The sequence below is a fragment of the Magnetospirillum moscoviense genome (assembly GCF_001650635.1).
GTDB classification, from domain to species: Bacteria; Pseudomonadota; Alphaproteobacteria; order Rhodospirillales; family Magnetospirillaceae; genus Magnetospirillum; species Magnetospirillum moscoviense.
The window spans coordinates 1-19,619 of record NZ_LWQU01000075.1 but is presented as its reverse complement, the minus strand read 5'-3'; the positions used below and the strand labels follow the sequence as shown (position 1 = coordinate 19,619).

Sequence of the window (19,619 nt, the reverse complement as noted above, 5' to 3'; positions counted from 1 at the left end):
GTCGCCCACATTCGCGTCTCGTGTTCGCGGTTTCGGGGGCAACGCATGAGCACCCTTTCTGGTTTGGGTCGGTCCACCGCCATGGCGGTCGTCGTGTTGGCGTTCGCCGCCTGCGCCCCGTTCGTCGATCCGCAAGGCGCCAACAACACCATGGGCGGAATTGCCAATTCCGGCGCGGCCGACCGGGCCATGAGCGCGCTGACCAGGGGCGATTACGTGACCGCCGAGCGCCAGGCGATGGTGGCGCTGCACTACAATCCCAAGGACGCGACCGCCCTGGTGGTGGCCGGCATGGCCTATCAGGGCATGGGGCGCTATGACCTGGCCCGCCAATATTACGAGGTGATCATCACCACCCAGACCCCGGGCTCGATCATGGCGCCCGGCGATGGCGGCGTGGTGATGCCGCGTTCGATCATCGACGTGGCCCGCGCCAACATGGCGCTGATCGACAAGATCACCGGCCGCCACATCCCGCGCAGCGCCGCCGAATCCGGCCGCGCGCCCGGCGCCTCGGCCATCGGCGGGCCGCCCTTGCCGTCGATGGATGGCGCCCAGGCCATGTATCCCGGCGCGCCGCGCCCGATGGTGTCGGCCGGCGGCATGGACCCGATCGGCCAGACCGGCATGCCGATCCGGGTGTCGGACGCCGAAACCAACGTGGTCGGCCGCTTCCGCATCCTGAAGCGCCTGCTGGACGACGGCCTGATCACCGCCGACGAATTCGTCCGCCGCCGCGCCGCCAATGCCGGCGCGCTGCTGCCCTATACCCTGCAGCCCGGCGCCGCCGGCCTCGAACGGCCGATTCCGTCGGAAGACGCGGTCGCGACCCGCCTGCGCGACCTGACGGCGACGCTGGAGACCCGGGCCATCACCCCGGCCCAGCACTCCGCCGAGCGCACGGTGATCCTGGACGCCCTGCTGCCCGACAAGCCCAAGCGGCTGGACAACCCGCCCCTGCCGCCGCGCGACATGCTGGAGGCCGGCCAGGCGGTCGGCCGGCTGGAACGGCTGCGCGCCGCCGGCCTGATCACCGCCGACGAGGCCCAGAAGGAACGCGCCGCCATCGAGCGCAATTACGAAACGGTGATCGGCACCCATTCGGTGGCCGGCACCGCCAGCGGCGCCCGCCCGGCCCCGGCCCAGACCGCCGCCACCAACGGTGCGGGCAAGAATTGGGGCATCAATCTCGCCGCGGCCAAGTCGGAAGAGGACGCCCAGGCGGTGTGGGAACGCATCAAGGCAAAGTTCCCCGAAGAACTGGGCAAGATGAGCGCCGGCTATCGCAACGTCGCCGCCGCCGGCAAGCCGGCCCGCTGGCGGGTGGTCGCAGGCCCGGTGTCCAACAAGGCCGCCGCCGCCAAATTGTGCAAGACCTTGAAGCTGCATCGCCAATCCTGCGATCCGGCCAATTATTGACCAGGAAGATGCCGCCATGGATCAGACGATTCTACCGCTTCGGGTCTTCATCGGCTTCGACCCGGCCGAAACGGTAGCCTTCAACGTCCTGGCCCATTCGATCCTGACCCGGGCCAGCCGGCCGGTATCCATTACCCCAGTGGCGTTGAAGCAGTTGGGCGGGCTGATGACCCGGGCGCGCAATCCGCTGCAATCGACCGAGTTTTCCTTCTCGCGCTTCCTGACCCCCGCTCTGTCGGGCTATCACGGCTGGTCGCTGTTCATCGATTGCGACATGCTGGTGCTGGACGACATCGCCAAGCTGTTCGCCCTGGCCGACGATCGCTTCGCCGTGCAGGTGATCAAGCACCAGCATCATCCGGTCGAGGACGTCAAGTTCCTGGGCGCGGTGCAGACCAAGTACGAGAAGAAGAACTGGTCCAGCGTCATGCTGTTCAACAATGCCCGCTGCACCCGACTGACGCCCGATTACGTCAACACGGCCAGCGGCTTGGAACTGCACCAGTTCAAGTGGCTGGAGGATGACGGTCTGATCGGCGAGCTTCCCCATCGCTGGGGCCATCTGGTCGATTACGACCCGGAAGTGCCGGCCGATCAGATCTCGCTGCTGCACTACACCATCGGCGGTCCCTATTTCACCGAGTACCGGACCTGCGGCTATGCCGATCTGTGGTTCGCCGAACGCGAGGCGATGCTGGCCTGCAGCCAGATCGCCTGAGCGCCGGGCATGAACCTGCGCCAGCTCGAATATTTCGTCCGCGTCGCCGAGCTGGGCAGCTTCTCCAAGGCCGCCATGGTGCTGGATATCGCCCAGCCGGCACTGTCCCGCCAGGTCCGCCTGCTGGAAACCGACCTGCGGGTGGCGCTGTTGACCCGCAACGGCCGCGGCGTCGCCCTGACCGAGGCCGGGCGGCGATTGTTCGAACATTCGGTCGGCATCCTGCAATCGGTCGAGCGCGCCGCCGAGGACCTGGAATCGGCCAGGGACGAGCCGGCCGGGCGCATCGTCATCGGCCTGCCGCCCAGCGTCGGGCGGCGCCTGACCCTGCCGCTGGTCGAGGCCTTTCGCCGCACCCTGCCCAAGGCGCGGCCGGCCATCGTCGAGGGGCTATCGACCCATGTCACCGAATGGATCGCCGGCGGCCGCGTCGATGTCGGCCTGGTTCACAATCCCGAGCCCAGCCCGGCCATCGAGGTGACGCCCCTGATGGACGAGCCCTTGGGCCTGGTGGTGCCGGCCGGCGACTATCCGCCGACCCTGCTGTGGTCGGAATTGGGGACGGTCCCGCTGATCCTGCCCGAACGCTCGCACGCTATGCGCCGCCTGCTGGAAACCCAGGCCGCCCTGGCCGGGGTGCGCCTGAAAGTGGTGATGGAAGTGTCGTCGATCCCGTCGATTCTGGATCTGGTGGCCGCCGGTTACGGCAGCGCCGTCCTGACCCAGACCGCGCTGGTGGCGTGGCGCCGCTCGGGCAGCTTCAGCCTGCGCCGGCTAGTCGAGCCGGCGGTGACCAGCACCTTGTTCCTGGCGGTTTCCGCGCACAAGCCGATCACTCCGCTGGGCCGGCGGGCCATGGCGCTGCTGCGCGATTTGGTCCGCACCGAAATGGGCTGAAAACGCCCCAGCCATAACAATTTGCTATAGCTAAAAGTGACGCCCGGGCCTTGGTCCGGGTGACGGTTTTTGTCACCATGATTCCGACGACGACTGGGAGAGATTGAATGCAGACCCCGATCCCTTGTCACTTCATGCGCGGCGGCACCTCGCGCGGGCCTTTCTTCCTGGAAAGCGACCTGCCGGCGGATGTGGCCTTGCGCGACAAGGTGCTGCTGGCGGTGATGGGCAGCCCGCACGCTCGCCAGATCGACGGATTGGGCGGCGGCCATCCGCTGACCAGCAAGGTCGGCATCGTCCGGCCCAGCACCCGCCCTGGGGTCGATCTGGATTTCCTGTTCGCCCAGCTGCAGCCCGACAAGGATAGTGTCGATACCACCCCCAATTGCGGCAACATGCTGGCCGCCGTCGTGCCCTTTGCGTTAGAGCGCGGCATCGTCGCGCCACAGGGCGAGACCTCCACTTTGCGCGTCCTGACGCTCAACACCGACATGCAGTGCGACATCACCGTGCGCACCCCGAACGGCCGCGTCGCCTATGACGGTGACGCCTGCATCGACGGCGTGCCCTGCACCGCCGCCCCCATCGCCATCAATTTCCTCGATACCGCCGGCTCGGTCTGTTCCGGCCTGCTGCCAACCGGCCGGGTCAGGGACAGCATCGACGGACTGGACGTCACCTGCATCGATAACGGCATGCCGATGGTGCTGTTCAAGGCCGCCGACATGGGCCGCACCGGTGCCGAAAGCGTCGAGACGATGAATGCCGACACCGAATTGAAGACCCGGATCGAGGCGCTTCGCCTGAAAGCCGGTCTGTTGATGGGATTGGGCGATGTCGGGCCGAAGAATTACCCGAAAATGTGCCTGATCGCCCCGCCGACGGCCGGCGGCGCGGTGGCAACCCGCTGTTTCATTCCCCATGTCTGCCATGACGCCATCGGCGTGCTGGCCGCCGTCACGGTGGCGACGGCCTGCGTGCTGGACGGCAGCGTCGCCGACGGCATCGCCGTGGTGCCGGCGGGCACGGTCAAGACCGTCGCCGTCGAGCATCCGACCGGCGAATTCAGTGTCGAGCTGGAACTGGATCCGGTCGATCGGCAAAAGGTGCGGCGCGCAGCACTTTTGCGGACCGCGCGCCTGTTGATGAAGGGCGAGGTGATGGTGCCCACCGCGATCTGGGACGGGAGAAGGTGATGGACAAGGACATCCGCACCATCGGCCTGATCGGTTATGGCGAGGTCGGCCGCATCCTGGCCGAGGATCTGCGGGCGCGAAAGATCGCCGTCTTCGCCCACGACATCAAGCAGGCTGGCCCAGCCGCGGCGGAACTGGCCGAACATGGGGCCCGCTTCGGGGTGGAACTGATGCCGGACCACGCGGCCCTGGCCGCCCGGTCGGATCTGATCATCTCGGCGGTGACCGCGTCGCAATCGGTGTCGGCGGCCCGGTCGGCAGTGCCCGGCATCGGAGACAGCACCTGGTTCCTGGATTTCAATTCGGCCTCGCCCAAGGCCAAGATCGAGACGGCCGAACTGGTCAACGGGGCTGGCGGCCGCTTCGTCGAGGGCGCGGTGATGACCTCGGTGCCGCCGCCCCGCATCCAGGTGCCGCTGCTGCTGGGCGGCCCAGACGCCGCCGCGCTGGAACCCCGCCTCAACGCCCTGGGCTTCGCCGCCAAGGTGGCGTCGGACCAACTGGGGGTGGCCTCGGCGACCAAGATGTGCCGCTCGGTGATGATCAAGGGCCTGGAGGCCATGGTGATCGAAAGCTTCACCGCCGCCCGGGCCTATGGCGTCGAGGATCAGGTGATCGCCTCGTTGGTCGAGACCTTCCCCGGCATGGAATGGGAGAAGCTGGGCAGCTATTTCTTCCAACGGGTGATCCAGCACGGCCGCCGCCGCGCCGAGGAAATGCGCGAATCCGCCCGCACCGTTCGCGAGATGGGCCTGGCCCCCTTATCGGCCGCCGGCACCGCCGAGCGTCAGGCGCAGATGGCCGATCTGGCCGACCGGGGACTGTTCGGGCAACGCGGCACGCCCGGCTTCGCCAAATCCGCCGATTGGCGCACCGAGGCCGATCGCATCATCGCCATACTGAAGGATCAAGCCCAGTGAGCCATTTCGAAAAGACCCCGGGCTGGCTGGATTGGTATCACGGCCCCTCTTCCCCCAAGTTCCGCCTGCCGGCCGGCGCGGTCGATGCCCATTGCCACGTCTTCGGGCCGGGCGAGCGCTTCCCCTTCGCGCCCGAACGCAAATACACCCCGTGCGACGCCTCGAAGGACCAATTGTTCGCCCTTCGCGACCATCTGGGCTTTGCCCGAAACATCGTGGTCCAGGCCACCTGTCACGGCGCCGACAATTCCGCCATGGTCGATGCGCTGGCCCATTCGGGCGGCAAGGCGCGCGGCATCGCCACCGTACGGCGCACCGTCACCGACCAGGACCTGAAGGCGATGCACGAGGCCGGCGTGCGCGGCGTGCGCTTCAATTTCGTCCGCCGTCTGGTGGATTTCACCCCCAAGGACGAGTTGATGGAGATCGCCGCCCGCATCGCGCCCCTGGGCTGGCACGTGGTGATCTATTTCGAGGCGGTCGACCTACCCGATCTGTGGGATTTCTTCACCGCCCTGCCGACCGAATTGGTGGTCGATCATATGGGCCGGCCCGACGTCGCCAAGCCGGTGGACGGCCCCGAATTCGAGCTGTTCGTCAAATTCATGCGCGAGCATGCCAATGTCTGGAGCAAGGTCAGCTGCCCCGAGCGCCTGTCGCTGTCCGGCCCCCCGGCCCTGGACGGCCAGCAGGCCGCCTATCGCGACGTGGTGCCCTTCGCGCGGCGCATCGTCGAGACCTTCCCGGATCGCGTTCTGTGGGGCACCGACTGGCCGCATCCCAACCTGAAGGACCACATGCCCGATGACGGGCTTCTGGTCGATTTCATCCCCCACATCGCGCCCTCGGCCGAATTGCAGAAGAAGCTGCTGGTCGACAACCCCATGCGGCTTTATTGGCCCGAAGAAAGGATCTGACCCCGATGAGCAAGCCCGTCAACATCGCCCTGGTCGGGGCTGGCGCCTTCGGCATCAAGCATCTCGACGCCTTGAAGGCCATCGACGGCGTTCGCGTGGTGTCGCTGGCCAGCCGGCCCGAGGACAAGCCGGAAGAGGTGGCGGCCAAGTACGGCATCGGCCATGTCGCCCATGATCTGGCCGATTGCCTGGCACAGCCCGATGTCGATGCGGTGATCCTGACCACGCCGACGCCGTTGCACGCCGCGCAGGGCATGGCCTGCCTGAAAGCCGGCAAGCATGTGATGATCGAGATTCCGCTGGCGGATTCCCTGGCCGATGCCGAAGCGGTGGTCGCCCTGCAACAGCAGAGCGGCCTGGTCGCCATGTGCGGCCATACCAGGCGCTTCAATCCCAGCCACCAATGGGTCCACAACAAGATCAAGGCCGGCCAGTTCACCATCCAGCAGATGGATGTGCAGACCTATTTCTTCCGCCGGTCCAACATCAACGCCCTGGGCCAGCCGCGTTGCTGGACCGACCATCTGCTGTGGCACCACGCCGCCCACACCGTCGATCTGTTCGCCTATCAGGCCGGCGGCGCCATCGTCGCCGCCAACGCCATCCAAGGCCCGATCCATCCGACCCTGGGCATCGCCATGGATATGTCGATCCAGTTGAAATCCAGCACCGGGGCCATCTGCACCCTGTCCTTGTCGTTCAACAATGACGGCCCGCTGGGCACCTTCTTCCGCTATATCGGCGACAGCGGCACCTATATCGCCCGCTACGACGATCTGGTGGACGGCAAGGAACAGGCCATCGACGTCTCGAAGGTCGACGTGTCGATGAACGGTATCGAGTTGCAGGACCGCGAATTCGTCGCCGCCATCCGCGAGGGCCGCGAACCCAACGCCTCGGTCGCCAAGGTGCTGCCCTGCTACCAGACGCTGCACGCCCTGGAACAGCAACTGAACGGGCGCTAGGCCATGCGCATCCGTCGCACCGTCGGCCCCTTCGACGTCGCCGGCCTGTCGCTGGGCTGCATGAATCTCAGCCACGCCTATGGCACGCCGCCCGACCGGGCGACCGCCGAACGGGTGCTGCTGACCGCCCTGGACCGGGGCGTCGATTTCTTCGACACCGCGGCGCTGTATGGCTTCGGGGCCAACGAATCGCTGATCGGCCCGATCTTGAAGCCCTACCGCGACCGCATCGTGCTGGCCAGCAAGTGCGGCATGACCGGGGTGGACGGCAAGCGGGTGATCGACGGCCGGCCCGAGACCATCAAGCGCACGGCCGACGAGGCCCTGGCCCGCCTGGGCACCGAGGTGATCGACCTTTATTACCTGCATCGGCTGGACAAGCAGGTCCCGATCGAGGACAGCACCGGCGCCCTGGCCGATTTGGTGAAGGCCGGCAAGATCAGGACCATCGGCCTGTCGGAAGTGTCGGCCGCCACCATCCGCCGCGCCCATAGCGTCCATCCGGTGGCGGCGGTGCAAAGCGAATATTCGCTGTGGACCAGGAACCCGGAAATCGCCGTGCTGGAGACCTGTCGCGAACTGGGCGCGGCCCTGGTCGCCTTCAGCCCGCTGGCGCGCGGCTTCCTGACCGGCACCCTGACCGATCCGGCCAGCCAGCTGGAAGACAAGGATATCCGCCGCCAGATGCCCCGCTTCGACGTGGCCCATTACCGCCAGAATTTGGGCCTGCTGCCGGGCTTCTTCGCCATCGCCAAGGAAATCGGCTGCACGCCGGCCCAATTGGCGCTGACCTGGGTGCTGGCCAAGGCAGACCACATCGTCGCCCTGTTCGGCACCAAATCAACCGGCCACCTGGAAGAAAATCTGGGGGCCGACAGCGTGACCTTGGGGCCGGACGTCATCGCCCGGCTCGACCGATTGATCAACCCATCCACCGTGTCAGGGGCCAGATACAACCCCGCCACCCAGAGCGAAATCGACACGGAAGAATTCCACACAGGAGGAAACCACCGTGGCTAGCAAGACCAAACGTGTCATCCCCGGCACGACCATCTTCGACGGCGACATGGCCCGCAAGGGCTATGCCCTGAACAAGATGTGCTATTCGTTCAATTCCGAGGAAAACCGCCAGGAATTCCTGGCCGACCCCGCCGCCTATTGCGACAAGTTCGCCCTGAACGACGAGCAGAAGAAGGCCGTCTTGTCGCTGCAGGTGCTGGACATGCTGGCGGCCGGCGGCAACGCCTATTTCATCGCCAAGCTGGGCGGCATCTACAAGCTGGACATGCAAGATGTCGGCGCCCAGCAGACCGGTGTCACCAAGGAAGAATTCATGGCCAAGCTGGTCGAAGCGGGGAGAAACTGACATGGCCAAGATCGTCGGCGGCATCTGCACCACCCACGTCCCCTATATCGGACGCGCCATCGCCAAGAATCTTCAGCAGGACCCCTATTGGAAGCCCTTCTTCGACGGCTTCCCGCCGATCCATGCCTGGCTGGACCAGGTCAAGCCGGATGTCGCGGTGGTGGTCTATAACGACCATGGCCTGAACTTCTTCCTCGACAAGATGCCGACCTTCTCGATCGGTGCCGCGCCCGAATACCACCATGCCGACGAAGGCTGGGGCATTCCCACCACCGGCTCGTTCATGGGCGATCAGGACCTGTCATGGCACATGATCGACAGCCTGATCGAGGACGAGTTCGACCTGACCACCTGTCAGGAAATGCTGGTCGACCACGCCTTCACCATTCCCATCGACCTGTTGCTGCCCAACCGCCAGGCCGGCTCTATCCGCACCGTTCCGGTCTGCCAGAACACCGTGCAGTTCCCGCTGCCGTCGGCCAAGCGGTGCCTGGCCTTCGGCCGCGCCATCAGGAAGGCCATCGAATCGTGGGATTCCGACGCCCGGGTGGTGGTGCTGGGCACCGGCGGCCTGTCGCATCAGCTGGACGGCGAACGGGCCGGCTTCATCAACAAGAAGTTCGACCTGGAATTCATGGACAAGCTGGTCAGCGAGCCCGACTGGGTCAGCCAGTATTCCATTCCCGACATCGTCGAGCTGACCGGCACGCAAGGCGTCGAGCTGCTGAACTGGGTTACCTGCCGCGGCGTCCTGGGCGACAAGGTGAAAATTGTTCACAGCAACTACCATATCCCCATCTCGAACACCGCCGCCGGCACGCTGGCGATGGAAAGCATCTAGGCGCCATTCCTAAAACGGGGGGGCCGGAAGGAGACCAGACATGAAAGTTCAAGTCGCCATCATCGGAGCCGGCCCCTCCGGGTTGATACTCGGGCAGTTGCTGGCCAAGGCCGGCATCGACGCCGTCATCTTGGAACGCCACACCCCCGACTATGTCCTGGGTCGCATCCGGGCCGGCGTGTTGGAACAGGTCTGCATCGACCTGATGGACGAGGCCGGGATCGGTGAGCGCATGCATCGCGAAGGCCTGTTGCATGACGGCATCGAATTGCTGGTCGAGGGCAAGCGCCACCGCATCGACCTGGCGGGCCTGACCGGCGGCAAGCAGGTGATGGTCTATGGCCAGACCGAACTGACCCGCGACCTGATGGAAGCGCGCAAGGCTGCCGGCCTGACGACGATCTACGAAGCGCAAGAGGTCGCGGTCTCGGGCTTCGACAGCGATCATCCCTGGGTCAGCTATGTCAAGGATGGCAACCGCCACACCATCGCCTGCGACTTCATCGCCGGCTGCGACGGCTTCCACGGCGTGTGCCGGGCTTCCGTGCCGAAATCAGCGATCAATCTGTTCGAGCGGGTCTTTCCGTTCGGCTGGCTGGGCCTGTTGTCCGACACCAAGCCGGTATGCGACGAGTTGATCTACGCCAGGCATGCCAAGGGCTTCGCCCTTTGCTCGATGCGGTCACGGACGAGGTCACGCTATTACCTCCAGGTGCCTTTAAGCGAAAAGGTCGAGGATTGGTCGGATCAGCGCTTCTGGGACGAACTGGCGTCTCGCCTGGACGATGAGGCCCGCCAATCCCTGGTCACCGGCCCGTCGCTGGAAAAAAGCATCGCCCCCTTGCGTAGCTTCGTCGCCGAGCCGATGCGCTTCGGCCGGCTGTTCCTGGCCGGCGACGCCGCCCATATCGTGCCGCCGACCGGGGCCAAGGGCCTGAACCTGGCGGCGTCGGACGTGCGCACTCTGGGCCACGCCTTGATCGAATATTACGGCGGCAGTTCGGACGGGATCGACCGCTATTCGGAACGGGCCCTGCGCCGCGTGTGGAAGGCCGAGCGTTTTTCGTGGTGGATGACCAACCTTTTGCACGTCTTCCCCGACACCCCACCCTTCGAGAGCCGTGCCCTGAAAGCGGAGCTGGATTACGTCCTGCATTCGCACGCCGGACGCACCACCCTGGCCGAAAACTATGTCGGCCTGCCGTTCGAGGATTGAGGCTCAATCGATATATTTCAGCCCCGCCTTGGCGAGCGCCGGCCGCATGTCATACATGTCCAGCCCCAGTTCGCCGGCGGCCAGGCGCTGGCGCTTCGAGGCTTCGTTGGCCTCGCGCGCGGCGGCCGCGTCGGCCGCCTGTGCAGCGATGGCGGCCGGGACCACCACCACGCCGTCATCGTCGGCCGCCACCACGTCGCCGGGATTGACCAATGCCCCGGCGCAGATGACCGGGATGTTGACGCTGCCCAAGGTCGCCTTGATGGTGCCCTTGGCGCTGATGCATTTGGAAAAGACCGGAAAACCCATCTCGGTCAGGTCGCGCACGTCGCGCACGCCGGCATCGATCACCAGACCCACCGCGCCACGCGCCCGGAACGAGGTGGCCAGCAAATCGCCGAAGAAGCCGTCGGTGCATTCGGCGGAAATCGCCGCCACCACCACATCGCCGGGCTGAATCTGCTCGGCTGCCACATGCATCATCCAATTGTCGCCGGGATGCAGCAAAACCGTGACCGCCGTGCCGCACAGCCGGGCGCCCGGATAGATCGGACGCATATAAGGCTTCATCAGGCCGACCCGGCCCATGGCCTCGTGGATGGTGGCGACGCCGAATTGGGACAAATGCTCGACTGCCGCCCGATCGGCGCGGTCGATATTGCGCTTGACGATTCCCAGATTGTTCATGCTCAAAGCCCTTTCGCCTTCAACGCCCGGTCCAGGCGGGGATAAACGCGGCGCGCATTGCCTTCATAGACCTTATAGCGGTCCTCGGCCGACAGGTTCAGCGTCGCCTCGATATAGCGCTTGGTGTCGTCGTAATAATGCCCGGTCTCGGGGTCGATGCCCCGCACCGCCCCGATCATCTCGGACGCGAACAAGATGTTGTCGACCGGGATGACCTTGGTCAGCAAGTCGATGCCCGGCTGATGGTAGACGCAGGTGTCGAAGAAGATGTTGTTGAGCAAGTGTTCGCGCAGGTGCGGCTTCTTCAGCTCCTGCGCCAGGCCCCGGAAGCGGCCCCAATGATAGGGCACCGCGCCGCCGCCATGGGGGATGATGAACTTCAAGGTCGGGAAGTCCTTGAACAGGTCCGATGTCAGGCACTGCATGAAGGCGGTGGTGTCGGCGTTCAGGTAATGCGCCCCGGTGGTGTGGAAGCAGGCATTGCACGAGGTCGAGACGTGGACCATGGCCGGCAGCTCGTATTCGACCATCGCCTCGTAGATCGGGTACCAATGGCGATCGGACAAGGGCGGCGAGGTCCAGTGCCCGCCCGACGGGTCGGGATTGAGGTTGATGGCGACGAAGCCGTAATCCTTGACGCACGTCTCGATCTCGGGGATGCAGGTCTTGGGATCGATTCCCGGCGATTGCGGCAGCATCGCCGCCCCGATGAAATTGTCGGGAAACAGTTGGGCGACGCGGGCGCACAGCTCGTTGCAGATGGCGGCCCAGGTCGAGCTGGTGGCGAAATCACCGATATGGTGGGCCATGAAGCTGGCCCGGGGCGAGAACACCGTCAGGTCCGACCCGCGTTCCTTCATCTTGGCCAACTGGTTGGTCTCGATGCTTTCGCGCAATTCGTCGTCGCTGATGGTCAGCTCGGACACTTTCGGTGCCTGGCTTGGGTCCTTCAGGCCGGCGACCTGGCGGTTGCGCCAGTCCTCCAGCGCCTTGGGTGCCGTGGTGTAGTGCCCGTGGATATCGATGATCATGATGGTCGTCCTGTTATTGTTCTTAACTGGCCTTGTCCCACTTCAGGTCCTTCATGCCCTCCTTGCCGGCGACCGAGTAAAGGGCGGTCGGCTGGTTGCGGGTGGCCAGGAACTGCTCCAGCGTTTCGCCGCGCATGGCGGCATAGATGTGCAGGTTCGAAACACCGACCACCGCGCCCAGCTTTTCCAGCATGAAGAAAATCACGCCGTAACGGATCAACGCGTCCCAGTCGCGGCGGCGCACCATGTCACTCTCTTCCTCGGTCAGGCCCCATTCGGCGAAGGCGCCTTCGGGGTCGGCCAGGAAACGCTGGCGATGATCGGGCTCGATCATGCGGTGCAGGAACTTGTTGAGGCGGTAAGCCCTGACGCTGGTCGCCAGGGTGAAGGGATGGATGCCGGCGATCTGCTCGGCCCCGGCCAGTTGGTGCCCGATATGGGCGCGCTGTTCGGCTTCCTTGTCCTTGGGCAGCATCTGGTCCTGGTTCTCATAAACCGCGACGGCGATGCCGGTCATCGATGGCAGTGTATAGGATTGGTGCAGCTTCTTGATGCCGGCCGACAGCGCGCCGCGCATGATCAGCCACATGATCACCTCGGCGCCTTCGACGCCGCCCAGTTCGGCCAGATCGGCGATGGTCAGCCGGGTCAGGGCCTCGGGGTCCTTCTCGAACAAGTCAAGGAACTGGTGGTCCCATTCCTGGTTGGTGAAGCCGGCCCGGGCGCCATGGACCTGATGCGACAGGCCGCCGGTGGCGATCACCGCGACCTTCAGATCCTCGGGGTAGCTTTCCACCGCGCGGCGCAAAGCCTTGCCCAGCTTCCAGCAGCGTTTGGCCGACGGCACCGGAAATTGCAGCACGCCGACCGCCAGCGGCACGATCGGGATGGGCCAGGAACCGTCGGGATGGTCGCACAATATCGACAGCGGCGACAGGCTGCCATGGTCCAGCTTCTTGTCCTGGAAGAACGACATGTCGAACTCGTCGGCCATCAGCGAGGCGCCGATATGCTGGGCCAGCGCCGCATGGGCCGGCACCGGCGGCAGGTCACGCGCGCCCCCGCCTTCGTCGGCGACGCCGTACTGGCTGTCGATGCCCAGCGTGAAGGCCGAATAATGGTCGAAGAAGAACGAGGTGACATGATCGTTGAAGATCATGAACAACACGTCGGGCTTGGTGTCGGCCAGCCATTGGCGGGCCGGCTCGAAGCCGTCGAAGATCGGCTTCCACACCGGGTCGTTGCGCTTGTCGCCATCGACGGCGAAACCGATGGTCGGCGTATGGGAACAGGCGATGCCGCCGATGATGCGGGCCATGAAACGCTCTCCTAGAAGTTAAGCGCGATCAGCGTGATTCCGGGGAAGAACACCAGCAAAACGATGCGCGCCAAGTCCGAGCACAGGAACGGCACGATGCCCTTGAACACCTCCTTCATGGGAATGTCCTTGGCCATCGAGCTGATGATGTAGACGTTCATCCCGACCGGCGGCGTGATCAGACCGATTTCCACCGTCATCAGGGCAACGATACCGAACCAGATCGCCTTGGGTTCCAGCTCCATGCCCCAGAAATCGGTGCCGACGATGATCGGGAAGAAGATCGGAATGGTCAGCATCAGCATCGACAGGCTGTCCATGATGCAGCCCAGGAACAGGTAGATGGCGATGATGGTGAAGATGATCATCAGGGGCGGCAGGTTCAACCCGACCACCCACCGGGCCAGTTCGGCCGGCATCTGGGTCAGCGCCAGGAACACGTTCAGCACGTCGGCGCCCAGCAGGATCAGGAAAATCATGCCGGTGGCCTTGGCGGCGCCGTAGACGCATTCCAGGAAGCCCCTGCCCTTCAGGCCACCCGAGTTCCAGGCGACGAAGGCGGTGGCGACGGTGCCGACCGAGGCCGCCTCGGTGGGGGTGAACCAGCCGCCATAGATGCCGATGATCACCACGGCGAAGATCAAGATGACCGGCCAGGTGTCGATGATGGCCTGCAGACGCTGGCCCCAGCTGAAACGGTCGCCGGCCGGGGCGTCGCCCGGCGACAGGCGCGCGATGATCGAGATCACCGCCATATAGCCCAGCGCCGCGATGATGCCGGGCACGAAGGCGGCCATGAACAGCTTGCCGATGCTTTGTTCCGTCAGGATGGCATAGATCACCAGCGGCACCGACGGCGGGATCAGGATGCCCAGCGTGCCGCCGGCGGCCAGGGCGGCGCCGGCCAGGCGCGGCGAATAGCCGTGGCTGCGCAGCTCCGGCAGGGCCACCTGGGCCATGGTGGCGGCGGTGGCCAGCGACGAGCCGCAGATGGCGCCGAAGCCGGCGCAGGCCGAGACGCCGGCCATGGCCATGCCGCCGCGCCAATGGCCGATCATGGCGTTGCCGGCCTTGAACAGCGCCTTGGACAGGCCACCATGGGTGGCGAACTGGCCCATCAGCAGGAAGAGGGGCACCACCGACAGATCGTAGACCGAAAAGCGGGCATAGGCCGCGTGCTTGAAGTAACTCAAGACCGGATCGGCGCCGCTGAACCAGTAATAGCCGATGCTACCGGCGATCAGCATCGCGCCACCGATATGGACGCGTAGCGCCAGCAGCAGGATCATCAGGCCGCCGATGATCAGGCCGTACTCGATACCGCTCATTTGCGCTCTCCGGTGAAATCTTCCCAGGCCGAATACAGCGCGGTGCAGCCCAGCAGGGCGAAGGACAGGATGAAGGGGACGTAGCCGACCCAAGTGGGGATATCGAGCAGCATAGAGGCGTCGCCCGACTTCCTGAGCTCCATCAGGCCGACCGCGTTGCGCCAAGCGAACAGGAACGCCCCCAGGCACAGCAGCAGGTTGGCGATCAGGTCCATGAAGCGGTTGATTTTGGGCGGGCAATTATGGGTGAAGAAATCGACGATCACATGACCGCGCACCATCTGGCAGAAGGGCAGCGACATGGCCACGGCCACCGCCGACATGATCTGCACCAGTTCGTAATCGCCCATCACCGGCATGGCGAAGGCCGAGCGCCCGATGATGCTGACCAACGACAAGATCGCCAGCACCGTCAACACGATTCCCGCCGCGATGGCGAAGGCCTTGGACAGGGCGTCGAGCACCCTTCCGATCGGACCGTATTGCGTGTCCGTCTCGGTGTAAATGGCGTCAGCCATGACACCCTCCTGATGATTGGGAAGGGGGCGACCCCAAGGACCGCCCCCGGGTCAGCGTCTACTTGGTATACTTCTTGGTCAGGTCCTGGGCCGATTGCAGCAGCTTCTTGCCGTCGAAGCCCTTGGCATCCATGTCCTTGACCCAGGCATCATCCAGGGCGTCCGACGCCTTCTTCCACTTGTCGAGCTCGGCGGCAGGGATCACGTTGATCTCGACGCCCGAGGCCAGCATCTTTTCCTTGGCCGGCGCGTCGGCGGCCAGCATGGCCTTGCCGAACATGCCCGACACCTCGCCGCCCGAATTGGCGTCCAGCACCTTCTTCAGGTCGGCCGGCAGCGAATCGTACTTGGCCTTGTTCATCGCCACCAGGAACACCGCGGTATAAAGCGCGTTGTAGGACCGGTCGGTCTCGGCGGTGTGCTTGACCAGCTCGTTCATCTTGATGGCGGGGGCAACCTCGTAGGGAATGACCGCGCCGTCGATGACGCCCTTGGAGATGGCCTCGGGCACCGCCGGCACCGGCATGCCGACCGGCGAAGCCCCCATCATCGCCAAAAGCTTGTTGGTCTGGCGCGTCGGCGCGCGCAGCTTCAGACCCTTGAAGTCGTCCAGCTTCTCGATCTTCTTCTTGGTGGTGTAGATGTTGCCCGGACCGTGCACGAAGGTCGCCAGCAGCTTGGTCTCGGCGAACTCGTCCTTGGCCAGGGTCTCTTGGTAATCCCAGGCGGCGCGGCTGGTGGCCTCGGCGTTGGTCATCATGAAGGGCAGCTCGAACACTTCCATGCGCGGGAAGCGGTTGGCGGCATAGCCGGCCAGGACCAGGATGACGTCGGCGATGCCGTCGCGGGCCTGATCGTAAAGCTGAGGCGGCGTGCCGCCCAATTGCATGGCCGGAAAGATCTGGCACTTCAGCTTGTCGTTCGATTCCTTGGCCAGCTTGTCGCACCAGGGCGCCAGGACGGCGGCGTGTTGCGGCGCCTGCGGCCCAAGAAAGTGGTGCACCTTCAAGGTCACTTCCTGGGCATCGGCACCTGAAGCGCCACCCATCACGGCGACCGCCATCGCGGCCCCCAACATCTTCCTGAACATGGACTGTCCTCCTCCTGCCTTTTCGGTCAGCCGCCGGCCATGAATCAGCCCACGACAGCTCGCTTATTGTGACTGTGACTATACGCGCCCGGTCGGCCGATAAGACATTGCCCATTCGTGAAACTGCATTCTATTTTTGTGATGGTCCCTTCTACAGGGACCGTCTGTTGGCCTAAGATAAGGTTGTGCGACAGGCCTTCGTCGGGCGCACGTCATGTTGGAGCCTTCGGTTCGATGAACATTGCCCATGCCGACGCCATCACGCCGGAACTGACGCTGACGCATCTGCGCGCCTTCCTGTCGGTGGCGACCACCGGCAGCATCACCAAATCGTCGGACGACATCTTCAAGGCCTCGTCGGCGATCACCCGCTCGATCCGCGAACTGGAACGCGCCCTGGGCGTGGTGCTGTTCGAACGAAAGCCGCGCGGCATGCTGCTGTCGGCCTATGGCGAGGCGGTGCTGCGCCGGGCGGCCCGCATCAACGACCAGGCCGAGCAGACCGTCGAGGAACTGTGCCGCTCGCGCGCCCTGGGGGCGATTTCGCGCAACGTGCTGGCCAACCTGATGTTCAGCGGCCGCAAACTGCAGATGCTGGAACAACTGGCCGAACTGCGCCACCTGTCGGCGGCGGCCGACAAGCTGGGGATGTCGCAGGCAGGCGCCAGCATGGCGCTGTCTCGGATCGAGGGCGCCATCGGCCAGCCTTTGTTCCACCGCATGCCGCAGGGAATGGTGGCCAGCGACAAGGCCGACAAGCTGGTGGCGGCGGCCAAGCGCATCTTCGCCGAGTTGCGCCACATGGAGGCCGACATCTCGGGCCTGGCCGGCACCCAGGCCGGCACGGTGATCATCGGCGCCCTGCCGCTGGGGCGCACCTACATCCTGCCCACCGCCATCGCCCACACCTTGAAGCGCTTCCCCAAGATTCGGGTCAAGATGGTCGAGGCCCCCTATGAGGTGCTGGTGTCGGGCCTGCGCACCGGCGACATCGACCTGATCTTCGGCGCGCTGCGGTCCGAGGCGCTGTGCCGCGGCCTGTTGACCGAATCGCTGTTCGAGGACCGCATCGGCATCGTCGCCCGCGCCGGTCATCCATTGGCCGACCGGCCGATGATCGCGCTGGAAAGCCTGCTGAACGAGCAATGGATCCTGCCGCGCCCCGACGCCCCCGGCCGCCGGCTGATCGACGATTCCTTCGCTGAGTTGGGCCTGACCCCGCCCGAGGCCTCGGTCGAGACCGGCGACCTGGCCATCGTGCGGCAATTGCTGGGCAGCAGCGACATGCTGACGGCGATGTCGCCGCGCCAATTGCAGGTGGAAATCGAATCGGGCGTGCTGGTCGAGCTGCAGGTGCCGCTGGGCCAGACCACCCGCCAGATCGGCCTGACGCTCCGGGATGGCGCGCTGCTGCCGCCCATCGCCCAGGCCATCCTGGACGGCATCCGCCTGCATGCCGTCGGCCTGCCCGCCTTCGGACGCCCCGCCCATGGATAAGCCCCGCGAGAACCCCACCGTCTGGGGATTGTTCGTCTTGTTCTCGCGGCTGGCCTTGATCGGCTTCGGCGGCGTCATGCCGTGGGCGCGGCGCGCGCTGGTCGAGCAGAAGAAATTGCTGACGCCCGAGGAATTCGCCGAAATCTTCGCCTTCGCCCAGATGCTGCCCGGCCCGACCATCTGCAACCTGGCCATCATCATCGGCCAGCGCCGCCGTGGCGTCCCCGGCGCGGTGGCCGCGGTCACCGGCATGGTCCTGCTGCCGTCGGCGGTCGTTCTGGCGCTGGGCGTGGTGTACGCCCGAATCGGCACCATGCCGCTGGTCCAGGACGTCATTCGCGGCATGTCGGTGGTGGCCGCCGCCATGGTGGCGGCGATGGCGCTGGCGATGATCCGCTCGCTGCCGCTGGCCCCGGTGCCGGTGTTGTTCGCCTTGGCGATGTTCGCCGGCGTCGGCGTGATGCACTGGCCGTTGCCGGCGGTGATGGTGGTGCTGGCCACGGCCGCCATCGCCATCGGCCATTGGGGGAAGCGGCCATGAACAGCGATCTGGAAATCTCGGTGACCTTGTTCCTGCATTTCGCCCTGCTGTCGATGATGGCCATCGGCGGCGGCGTGCTGGCGCTGATCCCGGAAATGCTGCGCTTCGTCACCGAGACCCATCCGTGGATGACGCCCCAGGTCTTCGTCGAATGCTTCACCCTGGCCCAGATCGCGCCCGGCCCCAATCTGTTGTTCGCCACCTTGGTCGGCATGCAGGCGGCCGGCCTGACCGGCGCCGTCGCCGCCACCACCGCGCTGATCGTGCCGCCCTCGATCCTGGCCATGGCGTCGCTGCATTTCGGCGCCAAGGTCCGCTGGGGCGGCTGGGGGGCGACCATCCGCCGCGCCATCATGCCCTTATCCATCGGCATGGTCGGCGCCACCGCCTGGTCGCTCACCACCATGACCGTCCACAATTGGGCGCAAGGCCTGCTGTTCGCCGCCGCCCTGGGGGTGATGGTGAAGACCAGGCTTAATCCGCTATGGCTGATCGCCGCCGGCGCCGGCGCGGGGGCGATGGGCTGGGTTTGACCGACAGGAGAAGATGACATGACCGAAGAACAGGCTTTGGCCGCCGTAACGGCGGCAATCGTCCGGGCCAAGGCGATGGGGCTGAAGATCACCGCCGTCGCGGTCGATGCCGGCGGCCATCCCAAGGCGCTTTTGCGCATGGACGGCGCCCCCTTCCACGGGGTGGTGATCTCGACCGACAAGGCCAAGACGGCGGCCGGGTTCGGCATCCCCACGGCGGCGTGGAAGGGGCGCATCGGCGACCGGCCCCATGTGCTGGAAGGGCTGAACGGCCGCGCCGGCTTCATCCCCATCGGCGGCGGCGTCCCGGTCTTCGTGGCGGGCGAGCTGATCGGCGCGTTGGGAATATCCGGCGCCCACGAGGACCAGGATTGCGAGATCGCCGCCGCCGGCATCGCCGTCCTGGCGCCCGATCCGGCTTAACAGGCTCGAGGAAAAACTCGGCAATCGTCTCACCTTGTCCACTTTGTCATGGCCGGGCTTGACCCACTGCTGTCCGGTTTAATTTAGTGGACTGAGTGCACGGCGTTGATTCTACTCGTGTTCAGACGTTTGGCGCGTCTCCTGGACACGAATTGGAGCAACACCGTGCGGCATCAGAATAGCGTTTTTCATGACTTG

At 65.3% G+C, this 19,619-nt stretch carries 21 protein-coding genes; 15 read left to right on the top strand and 6 right to left on the bottom strand.

Annotated features, from left to right (window positions below):
- Nucleotides 1-45: 45 nt before the first annotated feature.
- The 11 genes from A6A05_RS03680 (at nt 46) to pobA (ending at nt 10,455) form a co-directional block, all read left to right on the top strand.
- Nucleotides 46-1,419, top strand: a complete 1,374-nt coding sequence (locus A6A05_RS03680) for an SPOR domain-containing protein (RefSeq protein WP_172822176.1) — start codon at nt 46-48, stop codon at nt 1,417-1,419.
- Nucleotides 1,420-1,435: 16 nt separating this feature from the next.
- Nucleotides 1,436-2,137, top strand: coding sequence for a glycosyltransferase family protein (locus tag A6A05_RS03675; RefSeq protein ID WP_068497571.1), 702 nt, complete (start codon nt 1,436-1,438; stop codon nt 2,135-2,137).
- A gap of 9 nt (nt 2,138-2,146) precedes the next feature.
- The gene (locus A6A05_RS03670; RefSeq protein ID WP_068497569.1) at nt 2,147-3,034 is read left to right on the top strand and encodes a LysR family transcriptional regulator; all 888 of its coding nucleotides are present in this window, start codon (nt 2,147-2,149) and stop codon (nt 3,032-3,034) included.
- Between the two features lie 107 nt (nt 3,035-3,141).
- A complete protein-coding gene (locus A6A05_RS03665; RefSeq protein ID WP_068497568.1) occupies nt 3,142-4,230 on the top strand; it encodes a 4-oxalomesaconate tautomerase in 1,089 nt (362 codons plus the stop codon).
- Entirely contained in the window at nt 4,230-5,150 is a 921-nt protein-coding gene (locus A6A05_RS03660; RefSeq protein WP_068497566.1) for an NAD(P)-dependent oxidoreductase, read from the top strand. The genes A6A05_RS03665 and A6A05_RS03660 overlap by 1 nt, the downstream gene beginning before the upstream one ends.
- A complete protein-coding gene (locus A6A05_RS03655; protein WP_068497565.1) occupies nt 5,147-6,067 on the top strand; it encodes an amidohydrolase family protein in 921 nt (306 codons plus the stop codon). Before A6A05_RS03660 ends, A6A05_RS03655 begins: the two co-directional genes overlap by 4 nt.
- A 5-nt stretch (nt 6,068-6,072) precedes the next feature.
- Nucleotides 6,073-7,032: a Gfo/Idh/MocA family oxidoreductase gene (locus A6A05_RS03650; protein ID WP_068497564.1), complete on the top strand. Its 960-nt coding sequence runs from the start codon at nt 6,073-6,075 to the stop codon at nt 7,030-7,032.
- A 3-nt stretch (nt 7,033-7,035) separates the two neighbouring features.
- Nucleotides 7,036-8,052, top strand: a complete 1,017-nt coding sequence (locus A6A05_RS03645; RefSeq protein WP_068497559.1) for an aldo/keto reductase — start codon at nt 7,036-7,038, stop codon at nt 8,050-8,052.
- Nucleotides 8,045-8,398 carry a protocatechuate 4,5-dioxygenase subunit alpha gene (locus tag A6A05_RS03640; RefSeq protein WP_082910673.1) on the top strand — a complete coding sequence of 118 codons (354 nt, stop codon included), beginning with the start codon at nt 8,045-8,047 and terminating at the stop codon, nt 8,396-8,398. Before A6A05_RS03645 ends, A6A05_RS03640 begins: the two co-directional genes overlap by 8 nt.
- Nucleotide 8,399: 1 nt before the next feature.
- Entirely contained in the window at nt 8,400-9,239 is an 840-nt protein-coding gene (locus tag A6A05_RS03635; RefSeq protein WP_068497558.1) for a class III extradiol dioxygenase family protein, read from the top strand.
- A 40-nt stretch (nt 9,240-9,279) separates the two neighbouring features.
- Nucleotides 9,280-10,455, top strand: a complete 1,176-nt coding sequence (pobA, locus tag A6A05_RS03630) for a 4-hydroxybenzoate 3-monooxygenase (RefSeq protein ID WP_068497557.1) — start codon at nt 9,280-9,282, stop codon at nt 10,453-10,455.
- 3 nt (nt 10,456-10,458) lie between these two features.
- On the opposite strand, the gene ligK is transcribed toward pobA, so the two are convergent.
- From ligK to A6A05_RS03600, 6 genes are read right to left on the bottom strand one after another with little or no spacing between them, the layout of a single operon-like run.
- Nucleotides 10,459-11,142 carry a 4-carboxy-4-hydroxy-2-oxoadipate aldolase/oxaloacetate decarboxylase gene (gene ligK / locus A6A05_RS03625; RefSeq protein ID WP_068497556.1) on the bottom strand — a complete coding sequence of 228 codons (684 nt, stop codon included), beginning with the start codon at nt 11,140-11,142 and terminating at the stop codon, nt 10,459-10,461.
- Nucleotides 11,143-11,144: 2 nt separating this feature from the next.
- Nucleotides 11,145-12,173, bottom strand: a complete 1,029-nt coding sequence (locus A6A05_RS03620) for an amidohydrolase family protein (RefSeq protein WP_068497555.1) — start codon at nt 12,171-12,173, stop codon at nt 11,145-11,147.
- Nucleotides 12,174-12,195: 22 nt separating this feature from the next.
- Complete coding sequence (locus A6A05_RS03615) at nt 12,196-13,491, bottom strand: gallate dioxygenase (protein WP_068497552.1); 1,296 nt, start codon at nt 13,489-13,491, stop codon at nt 12,196-12,198.
- Between the two features lie 11 nt (nt 13,492-13,502).
- Nucleotides 13,503-14,819 (bottom strand): TRAP transporter large permease, encoded by a 1,317-nt coding sequence (locus tag A6A05_RS03610; RefSeq protein ID WP_068497550.1) that lies wholly within the window; start codon nt 14,817-14,819, stop codon nt 13,503-13,505.
- The gene (locus tag A6A05_RS03605; RefSeq protein ID WP_068497548.1) at nt 14,816-15,337 is read right to left on the bottom strand and encodes a TRAP transporter small permease; all 522 of its coding nucleotides are present in this window, start codon (nt 15,335-15,337) and stop codon (nt 14,816-14,818) included. Before A6A05_RS03605 ends, A6A05_RS03610 begins: the two co-directional genes overlap by 4 nt.
- A gap of 58 nt (nt 15,338-15,395) precedes the next feature.
- Nucleotides 15,396-16,427: a TRAP transporter substrate-binding protein gene (locus A6A05_RS03600; RefSeq protein ID WP_068497546.1), complete on the bottom strand. Its 1,032-nt coding sequence runs from the start codon at nt 16,425-16,427 to the stop codon at nt 15,396-15,398.
- Between the two features lie 234 nt (nt 16,428-16,661).
- Between A6A05_RS03600 and A6A05_RS03595 the strand changes: the two genes are divergently transcribed.
- The 4 genes from A6A05_RS03595 to A6A05_RS03580 are packed head-to-tail and all read left to right on the top strand — an operon-like array spanning nt 16,662 to nt 19,421.
- Nucleotides 16,662-17,924, top strand: a complete 1,263-nt coding sequence (locus A6A05_RS03595; protein WP_068497544.1) for a LysR family transcriptional regulator — start codon at nt 16,662-16,664, stop codon at nt 17,922-17,924.
- On the top strand, nt 17,917-18,465 hold the full coding sequence (locus A6A05_RS03590) for a chromate transporter (RefSeq protein WP_068497644.1): 549 nt from the start codon (nt 17,917-17,919) through the stop codon (nt 18,463-18,465). The genes A6A05_RS03595 and A6A05_RS03590 overlap by 8 nt, the downstream gene beginning before the upstream one ends.
- On the top strand, nt 18,462-18,998 hold the full coding sequence (locus A6A05_RS03585) for a chromate transporter (protein ID WP_068497543.1): 537 nt from the start codon (nt 18,462-18,464) through the stop codon (nt 18,996-18,998). The genes A6A05_RS03590 and A6A05_RS03585 overlap by 4 nt, the downstream gene beginning before the upstream one ends.
- An 18-nt stretch (nt 18,999-19,016) precedes the next feature.
- On the top strand, nt 19,017-19,421 hold the full coding sequence (locus A6A05_RS03580; protein ID WP_068497540.1) for a GlcG/HbpS family heme-binding protein: 405 nt from the start codon (nt 19,017-19,019) through the stop codon (nt 19,419-19,421).
- The last annotated feature ends 198 nt before the right edge of the window (nt 19,422-19,619 follow it).

Coding starts and splice junctions, on each gene's coding strand:
- A6A05_RS03635 (WP_068497558.1), top strand. CDS start 8,400: ATGGCCAAGATCGTCGGCGGCATCTGCACCACCCACGTCCCCTATATC.
- A6A05_RS03580 (WP_068497540.1), top strand. CDS start 19,017: ATGACCGAAGAACAGGCTTTGGCCGCCGTAACGGCGGCAATCGTCCGG.
- A6A05_RS03645 (WP_068497559.1), top strand. CDS start 7,036: ATGCGCATCCGTCGCACCGTCGGCCCCTTCGACGTCGCCGGCCTGTCG.
- A6A05_RS03680 (WP_172822176.1), top strand. CDS start 46: ATGAGCACCCTTTCTGGTTTGGGTCGGTCCACCGCCATGGCGGTCGTC.
- ligK (WP_068497556.1), bottom strand. CDS start 11,142: ATGAACAATCTGGGAATCGTCAAGCGCAATATCGACCGCGCCGATCGG.
- A6A05_RS03675 (WP_068497571.1), top strand. CDS start 1,436: ATGGATCAGACGATTCTACCGCTTCGGGTCTTCATCGGCTTCGACCCG.
- A6A05_RS03615 (WP_068497552.1), bottom strand. CDS start 13,491: ATGGCCCGCATCATCGGCGGCATCGCCTGTTCCCATACGCCGACCATC.
- A6A05_RS03610 (WP_068497550.1), bottom strand. CDS start 14,819: ATGAGCGGTATCGAGTACGGCCTGATCATCGGCGGCCTGATGATCCTG.
- A6A05_RS03650 (WP_068497564.1), top strand. CDS start 6,073: ATGAGCAAGCCCGTCAACATCGCCCTGGTCGGGGCTGGCGCCTTCGGC.
- A6A05_RS03585 (WP_068497543.1), top strand. CDS start 18,462: ATGAACAGCGATCTGGAAATCTCGGTGACCTTGTTCCTGCATTTCGCC.
- pobA (WP_068497557.1), top strand. CDS start 9,280: ATGAAAGTTCAAGTCGCCATCATCGGAGCCGGCCCCTCCGGGTTGATA.
- A6A05_RS03670 (WP_068497569.1), top strand. CDS start 2,147: ATGAACCTGCGCCAGCTCGAATATTTCGTCCGCGTCGCCGAGCTGGGC.
- A6A05_RS03595 (WP_068497544.1), top strand. CDS start 16,662: ATGAACATTGCCCATGCCGACGCCATCACGCCGGAACTGACGCTGACG.
- A6A05_RS03620 (WP_068497555.1), bottom strand. CDS start 12,173: ATGATCATCGATATCCACGGGCACTACACCACGGCACCCAAGGCGCTG.
- A6A05_RS03660 (WP_068497566.1), top strand. CDS start 4,230: ATGGACAAGGACATCCGCACCATCGGCCTGATCGGTTATGGCGAGGTC.
- A6A05_RS03665 (WP_068497568.1), top strand. CDS start 3,142: ATGCAGACCCCGATCCCTTGTCACTTCATGCGCGGCGGCACCTCGCGC.
- A6A05_RS03605 (WP_068497548.1), bottom strand. CDS start 15,337: ATGGCTGACGCCATTTACACCGAGACGGACACGCAATACGGTCCGATC.
- A6A05_RS03590 (WP_068497644.1), top strand. CDS start 17,917: ATGGATAAGCCCCGCGAGAACCCCACCGTCTGGGGATTGTTCGTCTTG.
- A6A05_RS03600 (WP_068497546.1), bottom strand. CDS start 16,427: ATGTTCAGGAAGATGTTGGGGGCCGCGATGGCGGTCGCCGTGATGGGT.